Annotated in this window: 17 protein-coding genes; 12 read left to right on the top strand and 5 right to left on the bottom strand. The window is 26.9% G+C overall.

What is annotated here, in order from left to right; all coding sequences use genetic code 11:
* Window positions 1-4: 4 nt before the first annotated feature.
* The 5 genes from GQ540_RS02515 to GQ540_RS02495 all read left to right on the top strand — a co-directional run bounded on the left by GQ540_RS02515 (window position 5) and on the right by GQ540_RS02495 (window position 4621).
* Complete coding sequence (locus GQ540_RS02515; protein ID WP_291796841.1) at window positions 5-973, top strand: YbbR-like domain-containing protein; 969 nt, start codon at window positions 5-7, stop codon at window positions 971-973.
* Window positions 970-1551 (top strand): dephospho-CoA kinase, encoded by a 582-nt coding sequence (coaE, locus tag GQ540_RS02510; RefSeq protein WP_291796838.1) that lies wholly within the window; start codon window positions 970-972, stop codon window positions 1549-1551. Before GQ540_RS02515 ends, coaE begins: the two co-directional genes overlap by 4 nt.
* Before the next feature lie 101 nt (window positions 1552-1652).
* Window positions 1653-3221: a sensor histidine kinase KdpD gene (locus tag GQ540_RS02505; RefSeq protein ID WP_291796835.1), complete on the top strand. Its 1569-nt coding sequence runs from the start codon at window positions 1653-1655 to the stop codon at window positions 3219-3221.
* An 11-nt stretch (window positions 3222-3232) separates the two neighbouring features.
* Entirely contained in the window at window positions 3233-3928 is a 696-nt protein-coding gene (locus GQ540_RS02500) for a response regulator transcription factor (RefSeq protein ID WP_291796832.1), read from the top strand.
* A 72-nt stretch (window positions 3929-4000) separates the two neighbouring features.
* Window positions 4001-4621, top strand: coding sequence for an L-threonylcarbamoyladenylate synthase (locus GQ540_RS02495; protein ID WP_291796830.1), 621 nt, complete (start codon window positions 4001-4003; stop codon window positions 4619-4621).
* On the opposite strand, the gene GQ540_RS02490 is transcribed toward GQ540_RS02495, so the two are convergent.
* Genes GQ540_RS02490 through GQ540_RS02475 form a run of 4 tightly spaced genes read right to left on the bottom strand, consistent with a single transcriptional unit; the run spans window position 4616 to window position 7875 of the window.
* Window positions 4616-5614 carry a glycosyltransferase family 2 protein gene (locus tag GQ540_RS02490; RefSeq protein WP_291796827.1) on the bottom strand — a complete coding sequence of 333 codons (999 nt, stop codon included), beginning with the start codon at window positions 5612-5614 and terminating at the stop codon, window positions 4616-4618. The genes GQ540_RS02495 and GQ540_RS02490 overlap by 6 nt on opposite strands.
* Window positions 5611-6165: a hypothetical protein gene (locus GQ540_RS02485; protein ID WP_291796825.1), complete on the bottom strand. Its 555-nt coding sequence runs from the start codon at window positions 6163-6165 to the stop codon at window positions 5611-5613. Before GQ540_RS02485 ends, GQ540_RS02490 begins: the two co-directional genes overlap by 4 nt.
* Complete coding sequence (locus GQ540_RS02480) at window positions 6165-7427, bottom strand: alpha/beta fold hydrolase (RefSeq protein WP_291796822.1); 1263 nt, start codon at window positions 7425-7427, stop codon at window positions 6165-6167. Before GQ540_RS02480 ends, GQ540_RS02485 begins: the two co-directional genes overlap by 1 nt.
* A 1-nt stretch (window position 7428) precedes the next feature.
* Window positions 7429-7875: a type I restriction enzyme HsdR N-terminal domain-containing protein gene (locus tag GQ540_RS02475; protein WP_291796819.1), complete on the bottom strand. Its 447-nt coding sequence runs from the start codon at window positions 7873-7875 to the stop codon at window positions 7429-7431.
* Window positions 7876-7904: 29 nt separating this feature from the next.
* Here GQ540_RS02475 and holA point away from each other — a divergent pair, with 29 nt between their 5' ends.
* Window positions 7905-8909, top strand: a complete 1005-nt coding sequence (holA, locus tag GQ540_RS02470) for a DNA polymerase III subunit delta (RefSeq protein ID WP_291796816.1) — start codon at window positions 7905-7907, stop codon at window positions 8907-8909.
* A 39-nt stretch (window positions 8910-8948) separates the two neighbouring features.
* On the opposite strand, the gene GQ540_RS02465 is transcribed toward holA, so the two are convergent.
* Complete coding sequence (locus tag GQ540_RS02465) at window positions 8949-10085, bottom strand: DUF3179 domain-containing protein (RefSeq protein ID WP_291796813.1); 1137 nt, start codon at window positions 10083-10085, stop codon at window positions 8949-8951.
* Between the two features lie 102 nt (window positions 10086-10187).
* Here GQ540_RS02465 and GQ540_RS02460 point away from each other — a divergent pair, with 102 nt between their 5' ends.
* The 6 genes from GQ540_RS02460 to GQ540_RS02435 form a co-directional block, all read left to right on the top strand.
* Window positions 10188-10319 (top strand): GDCCVxC domain-containing (seleno)protein, encoded by a 132-nt coding sequence (locus GQ540_RS02460; protein ID WP_291796981.1) that lies wholly within the window; start codon window positions 10188-10190, stop codon window positions 10317-10319.
* Between the two features lie 262 nt (window positions 10320-10581).
* Window positions 10582-11331, top strand: a complete 750-nt coding sequence (locus tag GQ540_RS02455; RefSeq protein WP_291796810.1) for a response regulator — start codon at window positions 10582-10584, stop codon at window positions 11329-11331.
* 10 nt (window positions 11332-11341) lie between these two features.
* Window positions 11342-14269 (top strand): histidine kinase, encoded by a 2928-nt coding sequence (locus GQ540_RS02450; protein WP_291796807.1) that lies wholly within the window; start codon window positions 11342-11344, stop codon window positions 14267-14269.
* 403 nt (window positions 14270-14672) lie between these two features.
* Complete coding sequence (locus GQ540_RS02445) at window positions 14673-16334, top strand: leucine-rich repeat domain-containing protein (protein ID WP_291796802.1); 1662 nt, start codon at window positions 14673-14675, stop codon at window positions 16332-16334.
* A 124-nt stretch (window positions 16335-16458) separates the two neighbouring features.
* Window positions 16459-16785 carry a hypothetical protein gene (locus GQ540_RS02440; RefSeq protein WP_291796800.1) on the top strand — a complete coding sequence of 109 codons (327 nt, stop codon included), beginning with the start codon at window positions 16459-16461 and terminating at the stop codon, window positions 16783-16785.
* Window positions 16786-17242: 457 nt separating this feature from the next.
* A partial coding sequence (locus GQ540_RS02435; RefSeq protein ID WP_291796797.1) for an alginate lyase family protein occupies window positions 17243-18332 on the top strand: 1090 nt, incomplete at its 3' end.

Raw genomic sequence — 18332 nt, 5'->3', positions numbered from 1 at the left:
GTAAATGAAAACAGCTACACAACAAACAAACTTATCAATTAACAATAAAAGAAAAGCTAAAGTGTTTTTATTTATATTGTTATTAACTTCAATAATTTGGTTGTTAATTGAATTATCTAAAACATATACTAGTTTAGCCGTTTTTAGAGTAACATATAAAGATATTCCTGCAGGAAAATTACTACAATCTCAACCAGTTTCTGAAATTAAAATAGCTTTAAAAGCTCCGGGTTTTACGTTGTTAAAATACAAAGTAAAAAAAAGTAAGGTTGTTTTAAGTTTAAAGAACACTATTAAAAACGGTTCAAGTTTTTATATGTTACCTAACCAACAAATTACGTATTTAAAAGCTCAATTATCTAATGAAACAGAAGTTGTGAATGTTTTAAATGATACAATTTTTATTGAGTTAGGAAATAATAAATCTAAAAAGATACCTGTAAACCCATCATTAGATATAAAATTTAAATTAGGTTATAATTTTATTGAAAATATAATAATTAAGCCAGATTCTGTTTTAATAACAGGTCCTGAAAAGTTTGTAGATTCAATAAAAGAGTTAACAACTTCAGTATTAAAATTAAGCGATGTTTATGAGTCTATTCATAAAGATTTACCTTTAAAACTTCCATTACAAAAAGAGCATTTAACTTTTTCAGCAACTAAAATAATAGTTACAGGTAAGGTTGATAAATTTACTGAAGGAAAATTTATGTTACCAATAACTTTAATTAATAAGCCTGAGAATATGCAAATTAACACTTTTCCAAAAGAAATTGAAGTTATTTATCAAGCAGGGCTTTCAAACTTTAACAAAATAACCAAAAATAGTTTTTTAATTGTGTACGATTTTAATCAGTATAAAAACGATACATTAATTAAGTATTTAACTCCAACAATACAACAACAAAGCGAATTTATTTCTACACTAAAAATTAACCCAAGTCAAATAGAATTTTTAATTCAAAGATGATAATAGTAGGTTTAACAGGTGGTATTGGAAGCGGTAAAAGCACAGTGTTACAGTTATTTAAAGAACTGGGTGCTGTAGTTTATATTGCTGATGTTGAAGCTAAAGAGTTAATGAATTCTGATAAGCAACTAATACAAGATATAACTACACTTTTTGGTGAAAAAGCATATGTAAATAATAAGCTAAGTAGAAATTATATTGCTAACGTTGTTTTTAATGATAAAGAAAAATTAAAAGCATTAAATACATTAGTGCACCCAAAAGTTAAATTGCATTTCAAAAAATTTATTGAAAAGCAAACAACTAAAGTTGTGATGTATGAATCTGCTATTTTATTTGAAAGTGGTACGAATACAATATGCGATTATGTGATAACCGTAACTGCTAATTTTGAAGATAAAATAGAAAGAATTATTAAGCGTGATAAAATTTCTAAACAGCAAATTTTAGAAAGAATGCAACATCAAACTTCAGATGTTATAAAAATTGAAAAATCAGATTTCATAATTACAAATACTACACTAGAAGCTACAAAAAAACAAGTTGATAAACTTTATAAAGTACTAGTAGAAAAATAATTTCTTTACAAAATTTCTTAATATATTGTTAAAAAATTGTATTTTTTGTTAACTTACGTTAAAATTTAACATTTATACTGTTAAAAGTTTATTTTTGAATAATGAGAAAAAGAATATTTGTACTTATTATTATTTTAATGAGTATTGCCTTAATTGGTATTATTTCGGTACAAGTATTTTGGATTAAAAACACGATACAAATTACAGAAGAACAGTTTACTTCTAATGTGAGATTTGCTCTGGCAAAAGTTTCAGAAGATATTAAAGAAAGAGAATTTGAAAACTTTTATGATGATATTTCTGAAAGAGTACCTAGTGGTAGTAAGTTAGATTATTCAGATATTAGTAAGTTTATTTATGAAAAAATTGATACAACTAATAATGAAAGATTTAGATATTCTCAGAGTATAATTGAACAAAATTATAAAGTACCAACTGAGTTCTTTGAAAATGATTCTATTGATTTTAAAGAAATTTATAGTAAAGAAGAAATTGTAGTTGTAAAAGGTGATATTATTGATAATTCAGGAAGTTTAGTAAATCCACCTGAAGAAAAATACATAAAAGTAAGTAGATTTGATAAGGCAATTAAAGCTAAATTAGAACCTGCATTTGATGCAATTACTTCTAGAATGCCAATACATAAAAGGGTAAGTAATGAGGAAATTACGTATAGGCTTAATAATGAATTGGAGCGTAGAGGAATTGCAACCAATTTTAAATATGGTATTTACAGTAATGGTTTAGCAACGCAAGTAAAATCGGGTTATTTTAGAAAAGAAGCTGGAAAAAGTTATAAAGTGCCAATGTTTGCTGATACTGATGGAAATAGTAACTTTCAATTATTTGTTACGTTTCCTGATGAAAAGAAATTCATCCTTTCTTCAATTTTTAAAATTTTGTTTTTATCAGCATTTTTTGTGTTAATTATTATTGTTGCTTTTGTAAGTGCCTTATATCAGTTAGTTAGGCAAAAACAAATTCCTGAAATTAAAACAGATTTTATTAATAACATGACACATGAGTTTAAAACACCTATTGCAACAATTAATTTAGCTTTAGATGCTATTAAAAATCCCAAGATTATAGAAGACAAAGATAAGGTGTTAAGATATGTGAAAATGATTAGGGAGGAAAACAAGCGAATGCATACACAAGTTGAAAATGTTTTAAGAATATCTAAATTAGAAAAAAATCAATTAGATGTTAGTAAGGAAGTTGTTGATACTCACGACATAATAGAGGAAGCTATAACGCATATTCAATTATTAATTAACGATAAAGGAGGTGATATAAATATTGATTTTAAAGCTAGTTTTGCTGAAATTACAGCGAATCAATTCCATTTAACCAACATTTTTGTTAATATGTTAGACAATGCAATTAAATATTCTAATGAAATACCAAAAATTAATATTTCAACAAGTAATACTGAAAAAAATATTATAGTTAAAATAACTGATAATGGTATTGGAATGAGTAAAGTAGTTCAAAAAAATATATTTAAAAAGTTTTATAGAGAAGAAAGAGGTAATATTCATAATGTGAAAGGACATGGTTTAGGACTTTCATACGTAAAAAAAATAATAGAAATTCATCAAGGGGAAATTTCTGTTGAAAGTGAAAAAGGAATTGGAAGCACTTTTACTGCAAAATTACCATTGGTATAAATAAATAAAATATGGAAAACAAGAAAATTTTATTAGTTGAAGACGATCCAAATTTTGGAACTGTTTTAAAAGATTATCTTACATTAAACGATTATAATGTAACACTAGCAAAAGATGGCTTGGAAGGTCTTATTATGTTTAAAAATGATGATTATGATTTATGTATTTTAGATGTAATGATGCCTAGAAAAGATGGTTTTTCATTAGCTAAAGATATAAGAAGTACAAATTCTGAAGTACCAATTATATTTCTTACGGCAAAAACTATGAAAGAAGATGTACTGAAAGGTTATCAAGCAGGAGCCGATGATTATTTAAATAAACCTTTTGATTCTGAAGTATTATTGTATAAAATTAAAGCGATAATGCAGCGAAAAGAAAGTGAACAGGATGTTGAAGAAGAAGTGTTTGAATTTAAAATTGGAAAGTTTGATTTTAATTCAAAATTACGTCATTTATCATTTGATGATGGTGAAGCTCAAAAATTATCACCTAAAGAAAGTAAATTATTAAAATTACTTACTATATATAAAAATGATTTAATGCCTCGTGAGTTAGCTTTAACTAAAATTTGGCGAGACGATAATTATTTTACTTCACGTAGTATGGATGTTTATATAGCTAAACTTCGTAAATATTTAAAAAGAGATGAAGATGTTGAAATTTTGAATATTCATGGAGAGGGATTTAGGCTTATTGAAAAATAAGAAGAAAAATTAAACCTGCTTAGTGCAGGTTTTTTTATGGTTTAAAAACTACATTTGTATAAAATTTGTAGTATGTCTAAGCTAATAAAAATTTACGAAGAAAATCCTAACGAGCGTGAAATAGAAAAAATTGTAGCTATTTTAAAAAAAGGAGGGTTAATTATTTATCCTACAGATACAGTTTATGGTATTGGTTGTGATATAACCAATGCAAAAGCTATGGAAAAAGTGGCTAAAATTAAAGGTGTAAAATTAGAGAAAGCTAATTTCTCTTTTATATGTTACGATTTAAGTAACCTTTCAGATTATGTAAAGCAAATAAACACGCCAACTTATAAAATTTTAAAAAAATCATTTCCGGGGCCATATACGTTCATTTTACCTGGAAATAATAACTTGCCGAAAGCATTTAAAAACAAAAAAACTGTAGGAATTCGTATTCCAGATAGCAATATCATTAGAGAGTTAGTTAAAAAATTAGGAAATCCAATTGTTTCAACATCAATTTATGATGAAGATGATTTAATTGAATACACAACCGATCCTGAATTAATTTTTGAAAAATGGAAAAATAGAGTTGAGGCGGTTATTGATGGTGGTTTTGGCGGAAATATTCCTTCTACAATTATTGATTTATCTGACGATGAAATTACAATTATACGTGAAGGTAAAGGAACTATTGATTTTTTATAATTTTTTATAGGTGTTTTTTCCTTCAATAAAATGGCTCCAAACGATACTTTTTAATGAAAAATAGTTATTTTTTTGTTGAAGTACTTTTCTTTTTTTAATCATTTTTAGTACATAATAATAAAAACTAAAATGTGCTTTTATAATGGCAAAAGTGTGTATTGGTTTTAATTCTATTAAAAATTTAACACCAGCTATACCATCTAAAATAAGTCTTGAAAATATAATTGGAATGATACTGTTTTTTGGTAAATTTTTAACCAATGTAAATAGACTGTTTCTAAAGTTTAGAAAAGTTTTTTTAGGACTTGCTTCTTTTAACGTTGCGCCTCCAATATGATATACTGTTGAAGTTCCTACATATTTAATTGTTTTTTGAAGATTAAAAGCTCTCCAACATAAATCAATTTCTTCTTGATGTGCAAAATAATCTTCATCAAAACCATCTAGATTGTGAAAAATCTCAGAACGAATAAAAAAACAAGCTCCTGAAGCCCAGAAAATCTCTGCTTCATCATTATATTGCTGCGTGTCAGTTTCTAAATTTGCAAAAATTCTTCCTCTGCAATATGGATAACCGTATTTATCAACAAATCCGCCTGCGGCACCAGCATATTCAAACTTATCTTTGTTTTTAAAATCTAATATTTTTGGTTGAACAATGGCTGTTTCAGGTTCATTTTTAAACAATTTAATAATTGGATTTAACCAACCTTCAGTTACTTCAATATCTGAGTTTACCAAAGCGTAAATATCTGCTTTTACATGTTGTAAAGCATCATTATAACCTTTTGCATAACCACCATTTACACTATTTTGAACAATTTTAATCTCAGGGTGTTTTTGTTGAATAAAATTGATTGAATCATCAGATGAAGCATTATCTGCAACAACAATTTCAACGTTGGGCAACTTACTAAATTTAACTATTGAAGGTGTAAATTTTTCTAGTAAATGTTTTCCATTCCAATTTAATATAACAATGGCTAATTTCAATTTTTTTTAAGTGTTTTTGAATAAATTAAATTTATAAATAAAGTTACAATTATTAAAAAGGTAATTGCGGCAAAAATCCATTTTAAAGATGTAAAAATAGAAGTTAAATTGCAAATAGCAGTTAGTTTTGTTGGATATTTTAGGAGCATTAAAATAATTCCAGAATTTTCTAATACATCAAACCAACTTATAAAAAAAGGTGCTAAACATACATAGTTTATTCTTTTTAAAGTAGTTGTATTTAATAACATTATAATAATAAATGCATAAACAAAGCTATACATAAGCGCGTACGGGAAATCTATAAATAATGTTTTGTATTTGTATGTATTTCTTCCGTTTTCTCCTAAGTTTTCAATTAAAAGGTAAGCTTCGTTAATTGTATAAGAAAATTTTAAATCTAAAATAGCATTAATTTTAATGTTGTTTTCTGAAAATAATTTTGAAAATTCGGGTAATAATAATATATTAAAGAGAAGTATTAATAGAACACCTATTCTAATATTTCTTTTAGTAGCGTGTACAGTTAAAAAATTAAAAAATGCAACCATTAATAGTTTTGAGTAAATGTTTTACTAATAATTTCCCACTCTTTTTGTACTTTTAGAAATGTTAAATAATCTGAATAAGATGCATTAGAATATATAAACTGTGTTTTAAAATTAGCAATATCACCTTCAATATCGCCATTTAAAATTGATGTGTTAATTTGTTGAACACCGTCACTTTTTACTTTTTTTAAAAATGCTTCAAAAGGGATAATTAATTCGGTATTGTTCAAACTAGTATATAAACTTGCATTTTTTGAAAAAGCAGTTTGTAAAATTTCTAAATTTGCATTTTTTCTGCCTTCAAAATAATTATAAATTGTCTTTTCTACGGCTTTAAATTCATTTTCTTTAGTTAAAAAATTGCGTAGCACAGTATTATATTGTTGTGAAGCATTTATATATGGAAAATGTCCTTCGTTTTTAAATGTATAAATTTCAGCATCTAAATACAATTCTTTAATTTTTGTTCTTAATTGAGGCTGAATTAAAGGGTCGTTATCAGATTCAATAATTAATTTCGGAATTCGTTTTATTTCATATTTTGCTGGTGTTGCAGTAAATTTATCAATTACAACATAAAATCGATTCATAAATTGTTTTTTACTAAAAGGCAAACTTGGTAAAAAAGCGTTTAATAATTCAGAGTTTTTTGCTGCGGGTATTAATTCATTATTTAATTTTTTTTCTCCTAGTTTTGAAAGTAGTATTTCGGGTAAATAGGGAATTACTTTACTTTTAGTTGCGTTTACTTTTTCAATTAAATTATTTGGAGGGAAAGTATTTGCAAAAACAGCTTTTTCAATCCTATTTGGGATTGAAGAAACTAAATATTGAGTAATGTAACCGCCCATTGATGTTCCAACTACATTGAATTTATTAATATTTTCAGTTTCTAAAATTTTTAATATTCCTTCAGATGCTTTTTCCAATGAATTAATTTCTTCAGGTAATGTGTACGTAATTATTTTATAATCTTTTTCAAACTCAATTACTTGTTGCCACCATAAATCATATGCACCACCCATTCCGTGCAAAAATAAAATGCTTTCTTTTCCGTTTCCACTAGTTAAATAGTTCCATTTAACATTATTTACAGTAATTTGTTTTGTTGCTCTACTTTTAAATTCTTTTAAACTTAAAGCTGGCTTGTCATTTTTTGTGTATAAATCAAAAAAATCAGCCTGAGGAGCAGGTATAAAATAGCTGCCAATTATTAAAATTAATAACACAAATAATGTTCGAATAAAATATTTTTTTTTCATTTTACGAATTGTATTTTGGGATAGTTTCTAAAAAAATATAGGTTTCATTTTCAATATCCATTTTACAATAATAATGATTCAAACCGTTGCTAACAAACAAGTAATTGGCTTTTAATTTTAAATTGTATCGTGCAATTTGGTCAAATGCATCTTGATTGATATTAACAGAAGCAGCCTTACATTCAACAATAATATGTGGTAAGCCATCAGTATTAAAAACCACAATATCTGTGCGTTTGGTTAACTTGTTAATGGTTAATTTTTTTTCGATGGTGATTAATGAAATTGGATATTTTTTTTCTTCAACCAAATAACGGACTATATGTTGACGTACCCATTCCTCAGGAGTAAGACTCACATATTTTTTTCTAACAATATCAAAAATAAAGTACTTATTTTCATTACTTTTGATTTTGAATTTATATGTTGGTAAATTCAATGGATGCATTCAACAAAAATGCTAATTTTTTTTTATAAATGAATGACGTTACTAAAATAGTTTCTGATATTAAAAGTGGAAATATAAAACCTGTTTATTTTTTAATGGGCAATGAGCCTTATTATATTGATAAAATTTCAGAATTTATTGAAGAAAATATACTCTCTGAAGAAGAAAAAGGTTTTAATCAGCAAGTTTTATATGGAAGAGATGTTACTATTGAACAAATTTCAGACAATGCCAAGCGTTTTCCAATGATGGCTGAACGATTAGTTATTGTTGTAAAAGAAGCGCAAGATTTATCTAGATCTATTGAAAAACTAGTAACTTATGTAGAAAATCCACAACCATCAACGGTTTTAGTTATTTGTTATAAGTACAAAACAATTGATAAACGTAAAAAACTGTACAAAGCACTTCAAAAAAGTGGTGTAGTTTATGAGAGTAAAAAACTATATGAAAACCAAATAGGAGAGTGGATTAGACGAGTTTTGTCTGGTAAAAAATATCTAATAGAATCTAAGGCAGCAGTAATGCTAGTTGAATTTTTGGGAGACGATTTAAGCAAAATAAGTAACGAATTAGATAAGTTAATGGTTGTTTTACCTGAAGGTTCTACCATTACCGCTAGTCATATTGAAGAAAATATAGGAATAAGTAAAGATTATAATAATTTTGAATTGCGTAAAGCCGTTGGTGAACGTAATGTGTACAAAGCAAATATGATAATTAATTATTTTGCTAAAAACCAGAAAGCTAATCCAATTATTGTTACAATTTCTTTATTAAATAGTTTGTTTACTCAACTACTTACTTATCATAGTTTAAGTGATAAATCTAAAAATAGCGTTGCTAGAGCATTAAAAGTAAGTCCATTTTTTGTGTCAGATTATATTACTGCTGCAAAAAATTATCCCATGCGAAAAGTTTCTCAAATTATTGCTTATTTGCGTGAAGCAGATGTGAAAAGCAAAGGAGTTGGAGCTAATGCTTTACCAAGTGGCGATATTTTAAAAGAATTACTTTTTAAAATTATTCACTAATAAAATTTGAGTATTACAGCTTTTAAATTTCGGTGCTAATTATTCTTTATAAATCTCACTCTCAGGATTAAATGCTAACCAAGCAAATGCAAAATGATTGCTATGAGGTTCAATTTTTAATTGTTTTCCTTTTAATTTTCCAGAATAACAGTAACCAGTTATATCCCATTTAGACTCAGTTTTAGTGTCAATAAAAACGTTATTTTCACCTTTAAACGATAATTGTTCATTATCAATTATAGCATTAAAAACAGTTACAGAACCAACATCTTTAGACGCTGAAATATCATTTTCATCTAGAATTGAAATTGTTCCATGTTTATAAAATAATACAACATTTTTATTTTTAAAAGTATCATTAATAACACCACTTTTTGCAACACTTGTAAAAGTATACACTTTATATTCTCCATCACTTTCAATATCTACAATACGCTCCATTGCCGGTAGACGTTTATCTACTTTGTCACTATTAAAAAAGTACTCAATTGGATTTTCTTTTTCATCATATTTTTTATAAGGATTATGACCGTAATTTTTTTCAGAGGATGCAAATCCAGTTTTTTTAGATAGTATTTTACCTTCTGGGTAACGTTTAAAAAATTCTTCAACTGAAATTATTAATGACGGTATAATATCTAATTCAGTTCCGTTATAATCACCAACAATAGCCTCTCCTAATAGTTGTTGCCATAAAGTTTCAGTTTTTCTATCTAACATTACCATATCACTATTTCGCAACATGCCTGAAGCTTCAAATTCTAATATTTCTTTTACTCCTTGATGGTTTATTTTTCGGTTATATACAATTCCTGAATTACATAATGGACAGTAAGTTACCAAAATTGGTACTCCTTCAAGTTCATCATTTGCTATCTCGTGCATCGTTAAAATATTTAAGGAATATGCTTTTGCAATACCATTAATTTCGACCGCTATTACAGGTTCTTTTGGGAAAAACATTTCTAGTCCTTCAGCTTTATTCACAAATTTTGGTTTATCGAGTGTTGGAAATGAGCCTTTTGGAAGCGCTATCTGTATTTCTGAAAGGTCAACAGAGCGATTTATAGTGTCAGTTTTCCAAGTAAAAGGTAATTTTTTTGGATTTTTAAATTGAGCAGATGCAATTGTAACTGATAAAAATAATAATATTATTAGCGGAAGTTTAAATTTCATTAGTGAATGATTTTAGTATAAATATTATGTCAAAATAAAATGAGATACCTTACAAAATTAAGTGTAAATGGACAATTTATATTTAAATATTTAGTATGAAAAATATTATATTTTTTTTATGAATTCAAAAATTGTAAAACAGTTTTAAAAACTAAAGATAGTGATTGCTGTGTGTACTGTTCTTTTGGTACTGAACCTTTCCCGCCAATTCATGAAAATAAGAGTTGTTATTAAAATGTTTTAAATAATTAATCACTTTCCAATACAATATGTAACTTTTCTTTATTTAACGGGTGTTGCCGAGAGGTTATGTGAATTCTAAGTGTAGTGTTTTTCTTTCTTTTGTTTGATCTTATCAAATAAAATGAATATATTCAACTTAGTTTTCTTATTAAGAAGAATGTCTTCTTAGATATTTGTGTTATAACTTACAAACCCAATTTACCATTCATAAACTCTTTGCAGTAAGTAAGAATCTATTGTTACCTTTGTTTTCATGACTAATATTAAAGCAATACTTATTGACGATGAACAAAGTGCAAGAAATGTACTGACCAATTTATTGGAAAGAAGTTCTTCTAATATAGAAATTATTGCGACTTGTAATAATTTAGAAGAAGGAGTTAAGCAAATTAAAAAAATAAAACCAAACGTAGTTTTTTTAGATGTACAGATGCCTAATTACGCGGGTTATGAAATTATAAAATTCTTCGATAAGATTGAGTTTGAAATTATTTTTGTGACAGCTTATGATCAATATGCAATCAAAGCTTTTGAGTTAAATGCCATTGATTATTTAGTAAAACCTATTGATAGAAAAAAATTAACTCTAACATTACAAAAATTAGAAGATAAATTAAATAAACAATTAGCATTAGTTGATTACCAAACTTTGTTAAAATCTATAAAAGATAAGAATTATAAAAAAATAGTACTTCCAGAGATAGGTAATAGAAGAATTGTTAATTTAGAAGACATTATTGCAGTAGAAGCTGATGGAGCATATAGTACAATACACTTAAAAGGTAACAAGAGGATTACAACTAGTAAAAATTTAAAGTACTTTGAAAATGTATTGCCAAAAGAAACTTCTTTTTTTCGTTCTCATAGAGCGTGGATAGTTAATTTATCACATATAGAATTTTTAAATAAAACAGCATTAACCATTACTCTTGTTAATGGGGTTTTAAAAGCTAAAATATCGAGAGCAAGAGTTGATGATTTTGAGAGAATAATTAAATTTTAAAAAAAATATAATGAAAAAAAAACTGTTTTTATTTTTCATTTTTTGTACTTCACTTTTAATACAAGCACAAGAGCCTGTATCTATACATATTTTAGAAAGAAATGGATTACCTGATAAAGAATTTTATGGTGTCATGGAAGATGACAAAGGTTTTATTTGGTTATCTGCAGCTAAAGGACTCTTTAGATATGATGGTAAAACATTTAAGAATTATAGCAATGAAGAACAACGCGGGTTATCTGTTTTTGGAGCTAAACAAGATAGTTTAGGACGTATTTGGTGTAATAATATTTCAGGTCAATTTTTTTATACAGATAACGGAAAATTACACTTATTTACAGATTTAAATAAATTATTAAAAGGAGAGTTAGCAGAGTTTATAATTAAAAGGAAATATCTATGGGTAGTATCTTCAAGGCATATTTATAAAATAGATTTAAATACAAAAATTATAGAACAATGTTTTAATAACAAACAATCATTTGGAGTTCCATATAAATTAAATAACACGATTTATGTATCAAATGCAGGTTCTATACTAAATATAACTCCAGAAAATAATATTAAAAAATTATTGACGTCAAACTTATTATTTAGAAATAAAAACGGACGTTCTGTATCTCAAGGTAAAATTAAAATATTTAAGGTAGGCTCCTCTTTTTTCTTAAAAGAGAAAAGAAGTGGCATAAATATATTTTTTCAATTTAATATTTCAGAAGAAAAAATCAACAAAATAAAAGGATTTGAAGCTTTAGCTAAAGAACGAATTTATACCTTATTTGAAAATGAAAATGAAAATGAAATTTGGATAGGCACAAACTCTGGAGTTTGGGTGTATGAATTTACATCAAATAATTTTCGTTTAAAGAAACGAATTTTAAAAGGTAGAGATATCACAAAAATTTTAAAAGATAAAGATGATAACTATTGGTTAACAACGTTAAACAATGGAGTTTATGTAATTCCAAATATTAATATTGAAACTTGTAGTGTTTCAGAAAAAAACAAAAACATAAGCAGTTTAGATATAATAGATAATAATACATTAGTTTTTGGAACTAAATCAGGAAGTATAGGGTTTTATAATGTAGCAACGAACATAGAAAAGCACATAGTCTTGCCCTCAAAAGATAGAGTATCAGTAATTAAATATCACCCAAAAAAAAATATAGTTTTTATAAGTAAAGATTTAGAATCTTATACCTATAATTACAAAAGGCAACAATTAAGTAAAATTAATAAGTTAAAGAAATTTAACACTGCTAAAAGTATAACATTACTGAAAAATAATGACCTACTTCTTACGAGTTATAGTTCGGTAATAAAACTAGAAAATGCTAATATTAATAATGATGAAATTTTTATTTCTAATGGAAAAAGGACATATGCATCACATTATAATAAAACTAAAAATGATGTTTATGTCGCATATGTAGATGACCTAGTTAAATATGATAGTATTTGGAACCCAAAAAAAATTCAATTTGAGGGAAAATCTATTTACGGTAACTCAATGTCTGAAACAGCTAATGGTGTTATCTGGGTATCAACTTTTAAAAATGGTGTTTTTGGAATTAAAAATGATAGTGTTATACATCATTATACAACAAGAAATGGCTTATCATCTAATTACATAGGGAAAATTAAAGCAGACAAAAATGAATTATGGATTTCCTTAGAAAATAGTATTCAAGTACTTGATGTTACAACAGATCAATTAAAAACATTAACCAAAAGAGAAGGTATTTTATCTTATGACATTTCTGGTATAGAAATATTAAACAACAAAGTGTTTTTCTCGTCTAACGTTGGTTTGTTTTCAGTAGATAAAGAAAAAGCGTTTAAAACACAAAACCCAGAAATTTACTTTAATAACTTAGAAATTAATGAAAAAGATACCATAATTGTCTCTAATTATAAATTGAACCATAATCAGAATACAATAAAAATAGGTTTTAATGTAAATGGTTTTTTATATAACCAAAAAGGGAACTATAAATATCGATTAAAAGGACTTAATGATAATTGGTTAGTTACGGATTTAGGTATAAACGCTGTTAAATACAATAGTTTATCGGCAGGTAATTATACGTTTCAAGTACAAACTAATACTGCTAATAATAAAAAGAAAATAATTGAACTTACGTTTTTAATAAATAAACCATATTGGAAAACTTGGTGGTTTATTTTAGGTGTTTCCATATTAATTTTTGGAAGCACTATTTGGTATTTTATTAAAAAAATAAAAAGCAAAGAAAAAGAACGAATTGCGCTATTAGAAAAGTTATCCTTAGAGAAAGAGTTAATAAATATAAATTTAACAGCATTAAGATCGCAGATGAATCCGCACTTTATTTTTAATGCCTTAAACTCTATACAAGATTTAGTATTAAAACAAGATACAGAAGCTTCTTATGATTCTATTGTGTTGTTTGCAGAACTCATACGAAACACGTTGAGTTACTCTAGTCAAGATTTTATTTCTATAGATAAAGAGTTAGATTTCTTAAAAGTGTATTTACAATTAGAAAATCTTCGTTTTGGAGATGAGTTTAAGTATACTATTTCTTTTAGTTCAAAAGAAAATTTAGAAATTCCGTCCTTATTAATTCAACCTTTTATTGAAAATGCTTTGGTGCATGGTTTATTGCATAAAAAAGGTGAAAAAGAACTTAATATTAAATTTACTTTTATAGACAACAGTTTGCAATGTGTAATTACTGATAATGGAATTGGAAGGTGTAAGGCATCTGAAATTTCTAATCGTCAAGGAAATCATCACGAATCGTTTGCTCTTGGAGCAATAGAAAAAAGATTAGAAATTTTTAAAAAGCAATATAACGAACACATTGGTTATAGTATTACTGATTTATATGAAAATGAAGTAGCTAAAGGCACCAAAGTAGTTGTAACAATGCCTTTTAAAAGAAAGTTTTAGATTTTTCTAAAATTAAGATTTATTTCTATTTCCAAACTCCAATTACCATCCATAAAACTAGCAATTGATACAGGAACTTTACGAACGAATGGAAACATAGATATTGGAGCTATTGAAAAAGGAGTTGATATTAGTAATTCATGAATAAGTCTAGTAGTAAACAACCAATCGTCAAATAATATTACTATTATTCTAGAAATTTCTATGCTAAAATTGAGTACCGTTAGATCATAGTTCCCAATTTAATAGTTAGTTTAAAAAAATGCTCAGTTGTAATGACTGAGTTTTATACTATTTAGTGAATACTTATTCCGTTCACAAACTCAATTTTCTATTCATAAAGTGGTTTGCTTTATAACAAGTAGTGTGTTATATGTTTGTTGAAGAATATTAAAAACAAACAATGAAAAATTATTTTAAAGTTATTACAATGCTATCGTTATTAATCATATTTGCATGTAGTAAAGATGAGGTGCTAAATACGGCTCCAGAAATTGAAGCACAATCTTTTAATGCCCTTGAAGATATAACATCAAGCAGTATTATAGGAAAAGTAACTGCTACAGATGCAGAAAGTACAGAGCTCAGTTATAGTATAGTACAATTAGCCAAACCCGAGACTCCTTTAATATTCGAAATTTCAAGTAATGGTGATTTAAAACTTGCAGCTGGATTTTCTTTAGATTACAAAACAGCTACAAGTCATCTTATAACAGTTGAGGTATCAGATGGGGAATCAACAGCTTCAGCAACAGTAACTATTAATGTAGTTTATGTGAATTCTGAAGGCCCAGTATTTACCCAGTCAGGACCTTTTACAGTTGAAGAAGATGCAAATGAAACAACAATTATAGGAACAATGTCTGCTACGGATGCAGATGGTGATACACTAAATTTTCTTATCTCTTCTAGTAGTCTTTTTAAAATAGATACTAATAGTGGTGCTATCAGTTTAAAATCTACAAGTAATTTAGATTTCGAAACAAAAACACAATACAATATTCAAATCACTGCTTTTGATGGTTTAAACAATGTAAGTACACCTGTTATTATAAATGTAACAAATGTTAATGAAGCTCCAGTTTTTGTAGAAACAACTCAATCTTTTACAGCTGCAGAAGATATTGCAGCGAGTAGTGTTATTGGTACAGTAGAAGCTACTGACCCAGATAATAATGGCTTGAACTTTAGTTTAACTGCAGCAAATAATAGTGATATGTTTACTATTTCTAACTCTGGAGAAATAAGTTTAGCACCTGGGAAAACCCTGGATTATGAAACTGCTACCTCTCATTCTATTTCAGTAGCGGTATCAGATGGAGGTTTTAGTGTTACAGGTATTGTAATTCTTACAGTAACTGATGTTGCAGAAGGAGTTTCGGTTAATATACCAGATGCTCATTTTAAAGCAGCATTGGTAGCCAATACTGCGATTAATACAAATAATGATAGTGAAATTCAACTTACAGAAGCGGTTGCTTTTTCGGGTAGTATATATGTTCGTAATAAAGGCATCAGTGATTTAACAGGCATTGAAGCTTTTGTTAATTTAACAACGCTTAACTGTGATAACAATAACTTAACAAGTTTTGATATTTCAAAAAACACAAACTTAACAGGATTGAAGTGTGATGGTAATGGTTTAACAAGTTTAGATGTTTCAAATAATACATTGTTAACAGAGTTAAGAGTTTATCAGAATAACTTAACGAGTATAGATATCTCAAAAAACACAGCGTTAAGTACATTGAGTGTCTCTGACAATAACTTAACAAGTTTAGATATATCAAATAATACAGCATTATCAATTTTGTATTGTGCTATCAATAACTTAACAAGTTTAGATGTTTCAAATAATACTGCATTAACCCGTCTTAGATGTTTTGATAATAACTTAACGAGTTTAGATATATCAAATGGAAATAATACCAACATATGGGATTTTATGGCGGATATCAATACGGGCTTAACTTGTATAAAAATTGATGCAGGTTTTACACCACCAAATACTGGATGGATAAAAGATGCAGGTGCAAGTTATAATACAACTTGCCCTTCCTATTAGTTAATTTATAAACGTATTTAGTTGCTTAAGCATTACTATTGTTAATTGTAAAAAGTAAATTTTTTTAATAAAGAAACCTTATAGTTGTTAAGCTATAAGGTTTCTTTTTTATGAATATGTTACAATGTATTTAAGTTATGGACTTTTTGTTGCAAGTCCACCTTTAATAGTAGCTAGAATTGAAGATATTGATAGTCTTTTAATTGAAGATCTTGGAATAGAACGTAATGTCAGAAAACGAAGAGTTGGTATCTCTAGAACAAATTATAAATCCTTAGATAATGAATATCAAATTAAAGAAGCTTTAACTGATATGTGTGATTTGGTAAATTGTAAAGAAAATACATTTGGAAAAGCATTGCTAACCCTTCCCAATGCATCAATGCATACTTTATCTAAAGATATAAACCATAATAATGAGTTTATTTCACATTTAAATATTATGTGTTAAAAGATATATAAAATTTTGATAATCAGTTACTTTCCGATACAATAAGTAATTTCTCTTTGTTTATAGTAGGTTAGAAGGGGAAAGGTGTATCTGAGTTATTGAATTTTAGTTGTTTTTAATAGGATATTAATTGATTAAATATATGTAATCTTAGTTTTTGCTAAAAATCAAATTTCCATTCTATATAATTCAATTTTGTGTTGATCCTTTTATTTCATTTAACATTTTGTTAAATGATGATAATTTATTATAGATTATTTGTACCTCTTTCGTTTTGTAATCTGTATAAACCCTTCTTTAGTAAATAAATAAGTTGCAATGCTAGGAATGCTAATCTATTTTAGTTTGTCTTTTGTTTCAATTGCAAATTTACGCATATTTTATTTTTTGAAAAAACTTTTGTTTAATACACAAATATATATATATTTGGTAAACCAAACTGGTTAACCAATTTAATATGTATAAAATAACTCAACATAAGTTCTTAATTGTGATTTTAATTTTTACACAAATATCTATGTTTTCATGTAAAAATAGTACAATTAAGTATACAGATAAAAATGATGATAGTAATCACCCAAAACTTGTTTTAACTCAAAAAGGTGTTCAGAACATTAGAGAAAATTTAGGAAATGTTCCGTTATTTGATGAAACGCTAGCGAAAGTTAAGGAAGAAATTGATGCTGAAATATTAGTTGGAATTGATGTGCCAATTCCAAAAGATTTCTCGGGGGGTTATACTCATGAACGTCATAAAAAGAATTATTCGATGATGCAAAAAGCTGGTGTTTTATACCAGATTTTAGATAATGAAAAATATGCCTTATATGTTAAAGAAATGCTATTTGCTTATGAAAAATTATATCCAACATTGCCTTTACACCCACAAACAAGATCGTATGCTAGGGGTAAATTATTTTGGCAATGTTTAAATGAGTCAAATTGGTTGGTATATACGAGTCAGGCTTATGATTGCATTTACGAATATCTAAGTAAAAATGAAAGAGAACAGTTGGAAACAAATTTATTTAGACCTTTTGCAGATTTTATATCTATAGATAACCCACAATTTTTTAATAGAGTACATAACCATAGTACTTGGGGTAATGTAGCAGTAGGTATGATTGCACTGGTAATGGAAGACGATAACTTATTACAAACAGCTTTACATGGTTTAAAAATTGACAATCTTAAAGTTGGAATGAAAGATAATGATGGTGGGTTCATTAAAACAGAAGGTCAAAAAGTAGGCTTTTTCGCAAATTTAGATGAACCATTTTCACCAGATGGTTATTATACAGAAGGGCCATATTATCAACGTTATGCTATGTATCCATTCTTAATTTTTGCCCAAGCTCTACATAACAAAAAACCGGAATTAAATATATTTGAATATAAAGAAGGTGTGTTACTAAAAGGAGTTGATGCTTTAATAAATCTATCTGATATAAATGGAGAGTTCTTTACGTTGAATGAGGCTCAAAAAGGAATGTCGTACTACACAAAATCAGTGGGGTCTTCGGTTGATATTGCTTATTATTTTGGAG

The organism is Lutibacter sp., assembly GCF_013139515.1.
GTDB lineage: Bacteria > Bacteroidota > Bacteroidia > Flavobacteriales > Flavobacteriaceae > Lutibacter.
The sequence above is the reverse complement of the archived record's forward strand: the minus strand, read 5'-3'. Positions and strand labels throughout refer to the sequence as shown.

Excerpts from the sequence above, each read along its gene's own strand:
- GQ540_RS02450 (WP_291796807.1), top strand. The coding sequence starts at position 11,342 with ATGAAAAAAAAACTGTTTTTATTTTTCATTTTTTGTACTTCACTTTTA.
- GQ540_RS02495 (WP_291796830.1), top strand. The coding sequence starts at position 4,001 with ATGTCTAAGCTAATAAAAATTTACGAAGAAAATCCTAACGAGCGTGAA.
- GQ540_RS02440 (WP_291796800.1), top strand. The coding sequence starts at position 16,459 with ATGTATTTAAGTTATGGACTTTTTGTTGCAAGTCCACCTTTAATAGTA.
- GQ540_RS02465 (WP_291796813.1), bottom strand. The coding sequence starts at position 10,085 with ATGAAATTTAAACTTCCGCTAATAATATTATTATTTTTATCAGTTACA.
- GQ540_RS02480 (WP_291796822.1), bottom strand. The coding sequence starts at position 7,427 with ATGAAAAAAAAATATTTTATTCGAACATTATTTGTGTTATTAATTTTA.
- GQ540_RS02485 (WP_291796825.1), bottom strand. The coding sequence starts at position 6,165 with ATGGTTGCATTTTTTAATTTTTTAACTGTACACGCTACTAAAAGAAAT.
- coaE (WP_291796838.1), top strand. The coding sequence starts at position 970 with ATGATAATAGTAGGTTTAACAGGTGGTATTGGAAGCGGTAAAAGCACA.
- GQ540_RS02515 (WP_291796841.1), top strand. The coding sequence starts at position 5 with ATGAAAACAGCTACACAACAAACAAACTTATCAATTAACAATAAAAGA.
- GQ540_RS02455 (WP_291796810.1), top strand. The coding sequence starts at position 10,582 with ATGACTAATATTAAAGCAATACTTATTGACGATGAACAAAGTGCAAGA.
- holA (WP_291796816.1), top strand. The coding sequence starts at position 7,905 with ATGAATGACGTTACTAAAATAGTTTCTGATATTAAAAGTGGAAATATA.
- GQ540_RS02475 (WP_291796819.1), bottom strand. The coding sequence starts at position 7,875 with ATGCATCCATTGAATTTACCAACATATAAATTCAAAATCAAAAGTAAT.
- GQ540_RS02445 (WP_291796802.1), top strand. The coding sequence starts at position 14,673 with ATGAAAAATTATTTTAAAGTTATTACAATGCTATCGTTATTAATCATA.
- GQ540_RS02505 (WP_291796835.1), top strand. The coding sequence starts at position 1,653 with ATGAGAAAAAGAATATTTGTACTTATTATTATTTTAATGAGTATTGCC.
- GQ540_RS02500 (WP_291796832.1), top strand. The coding sequence starts at position 3,233 with ATGGAAAACAAGAAAATTTTATTAGTTGAAGACGATCCAAATTTTGGA.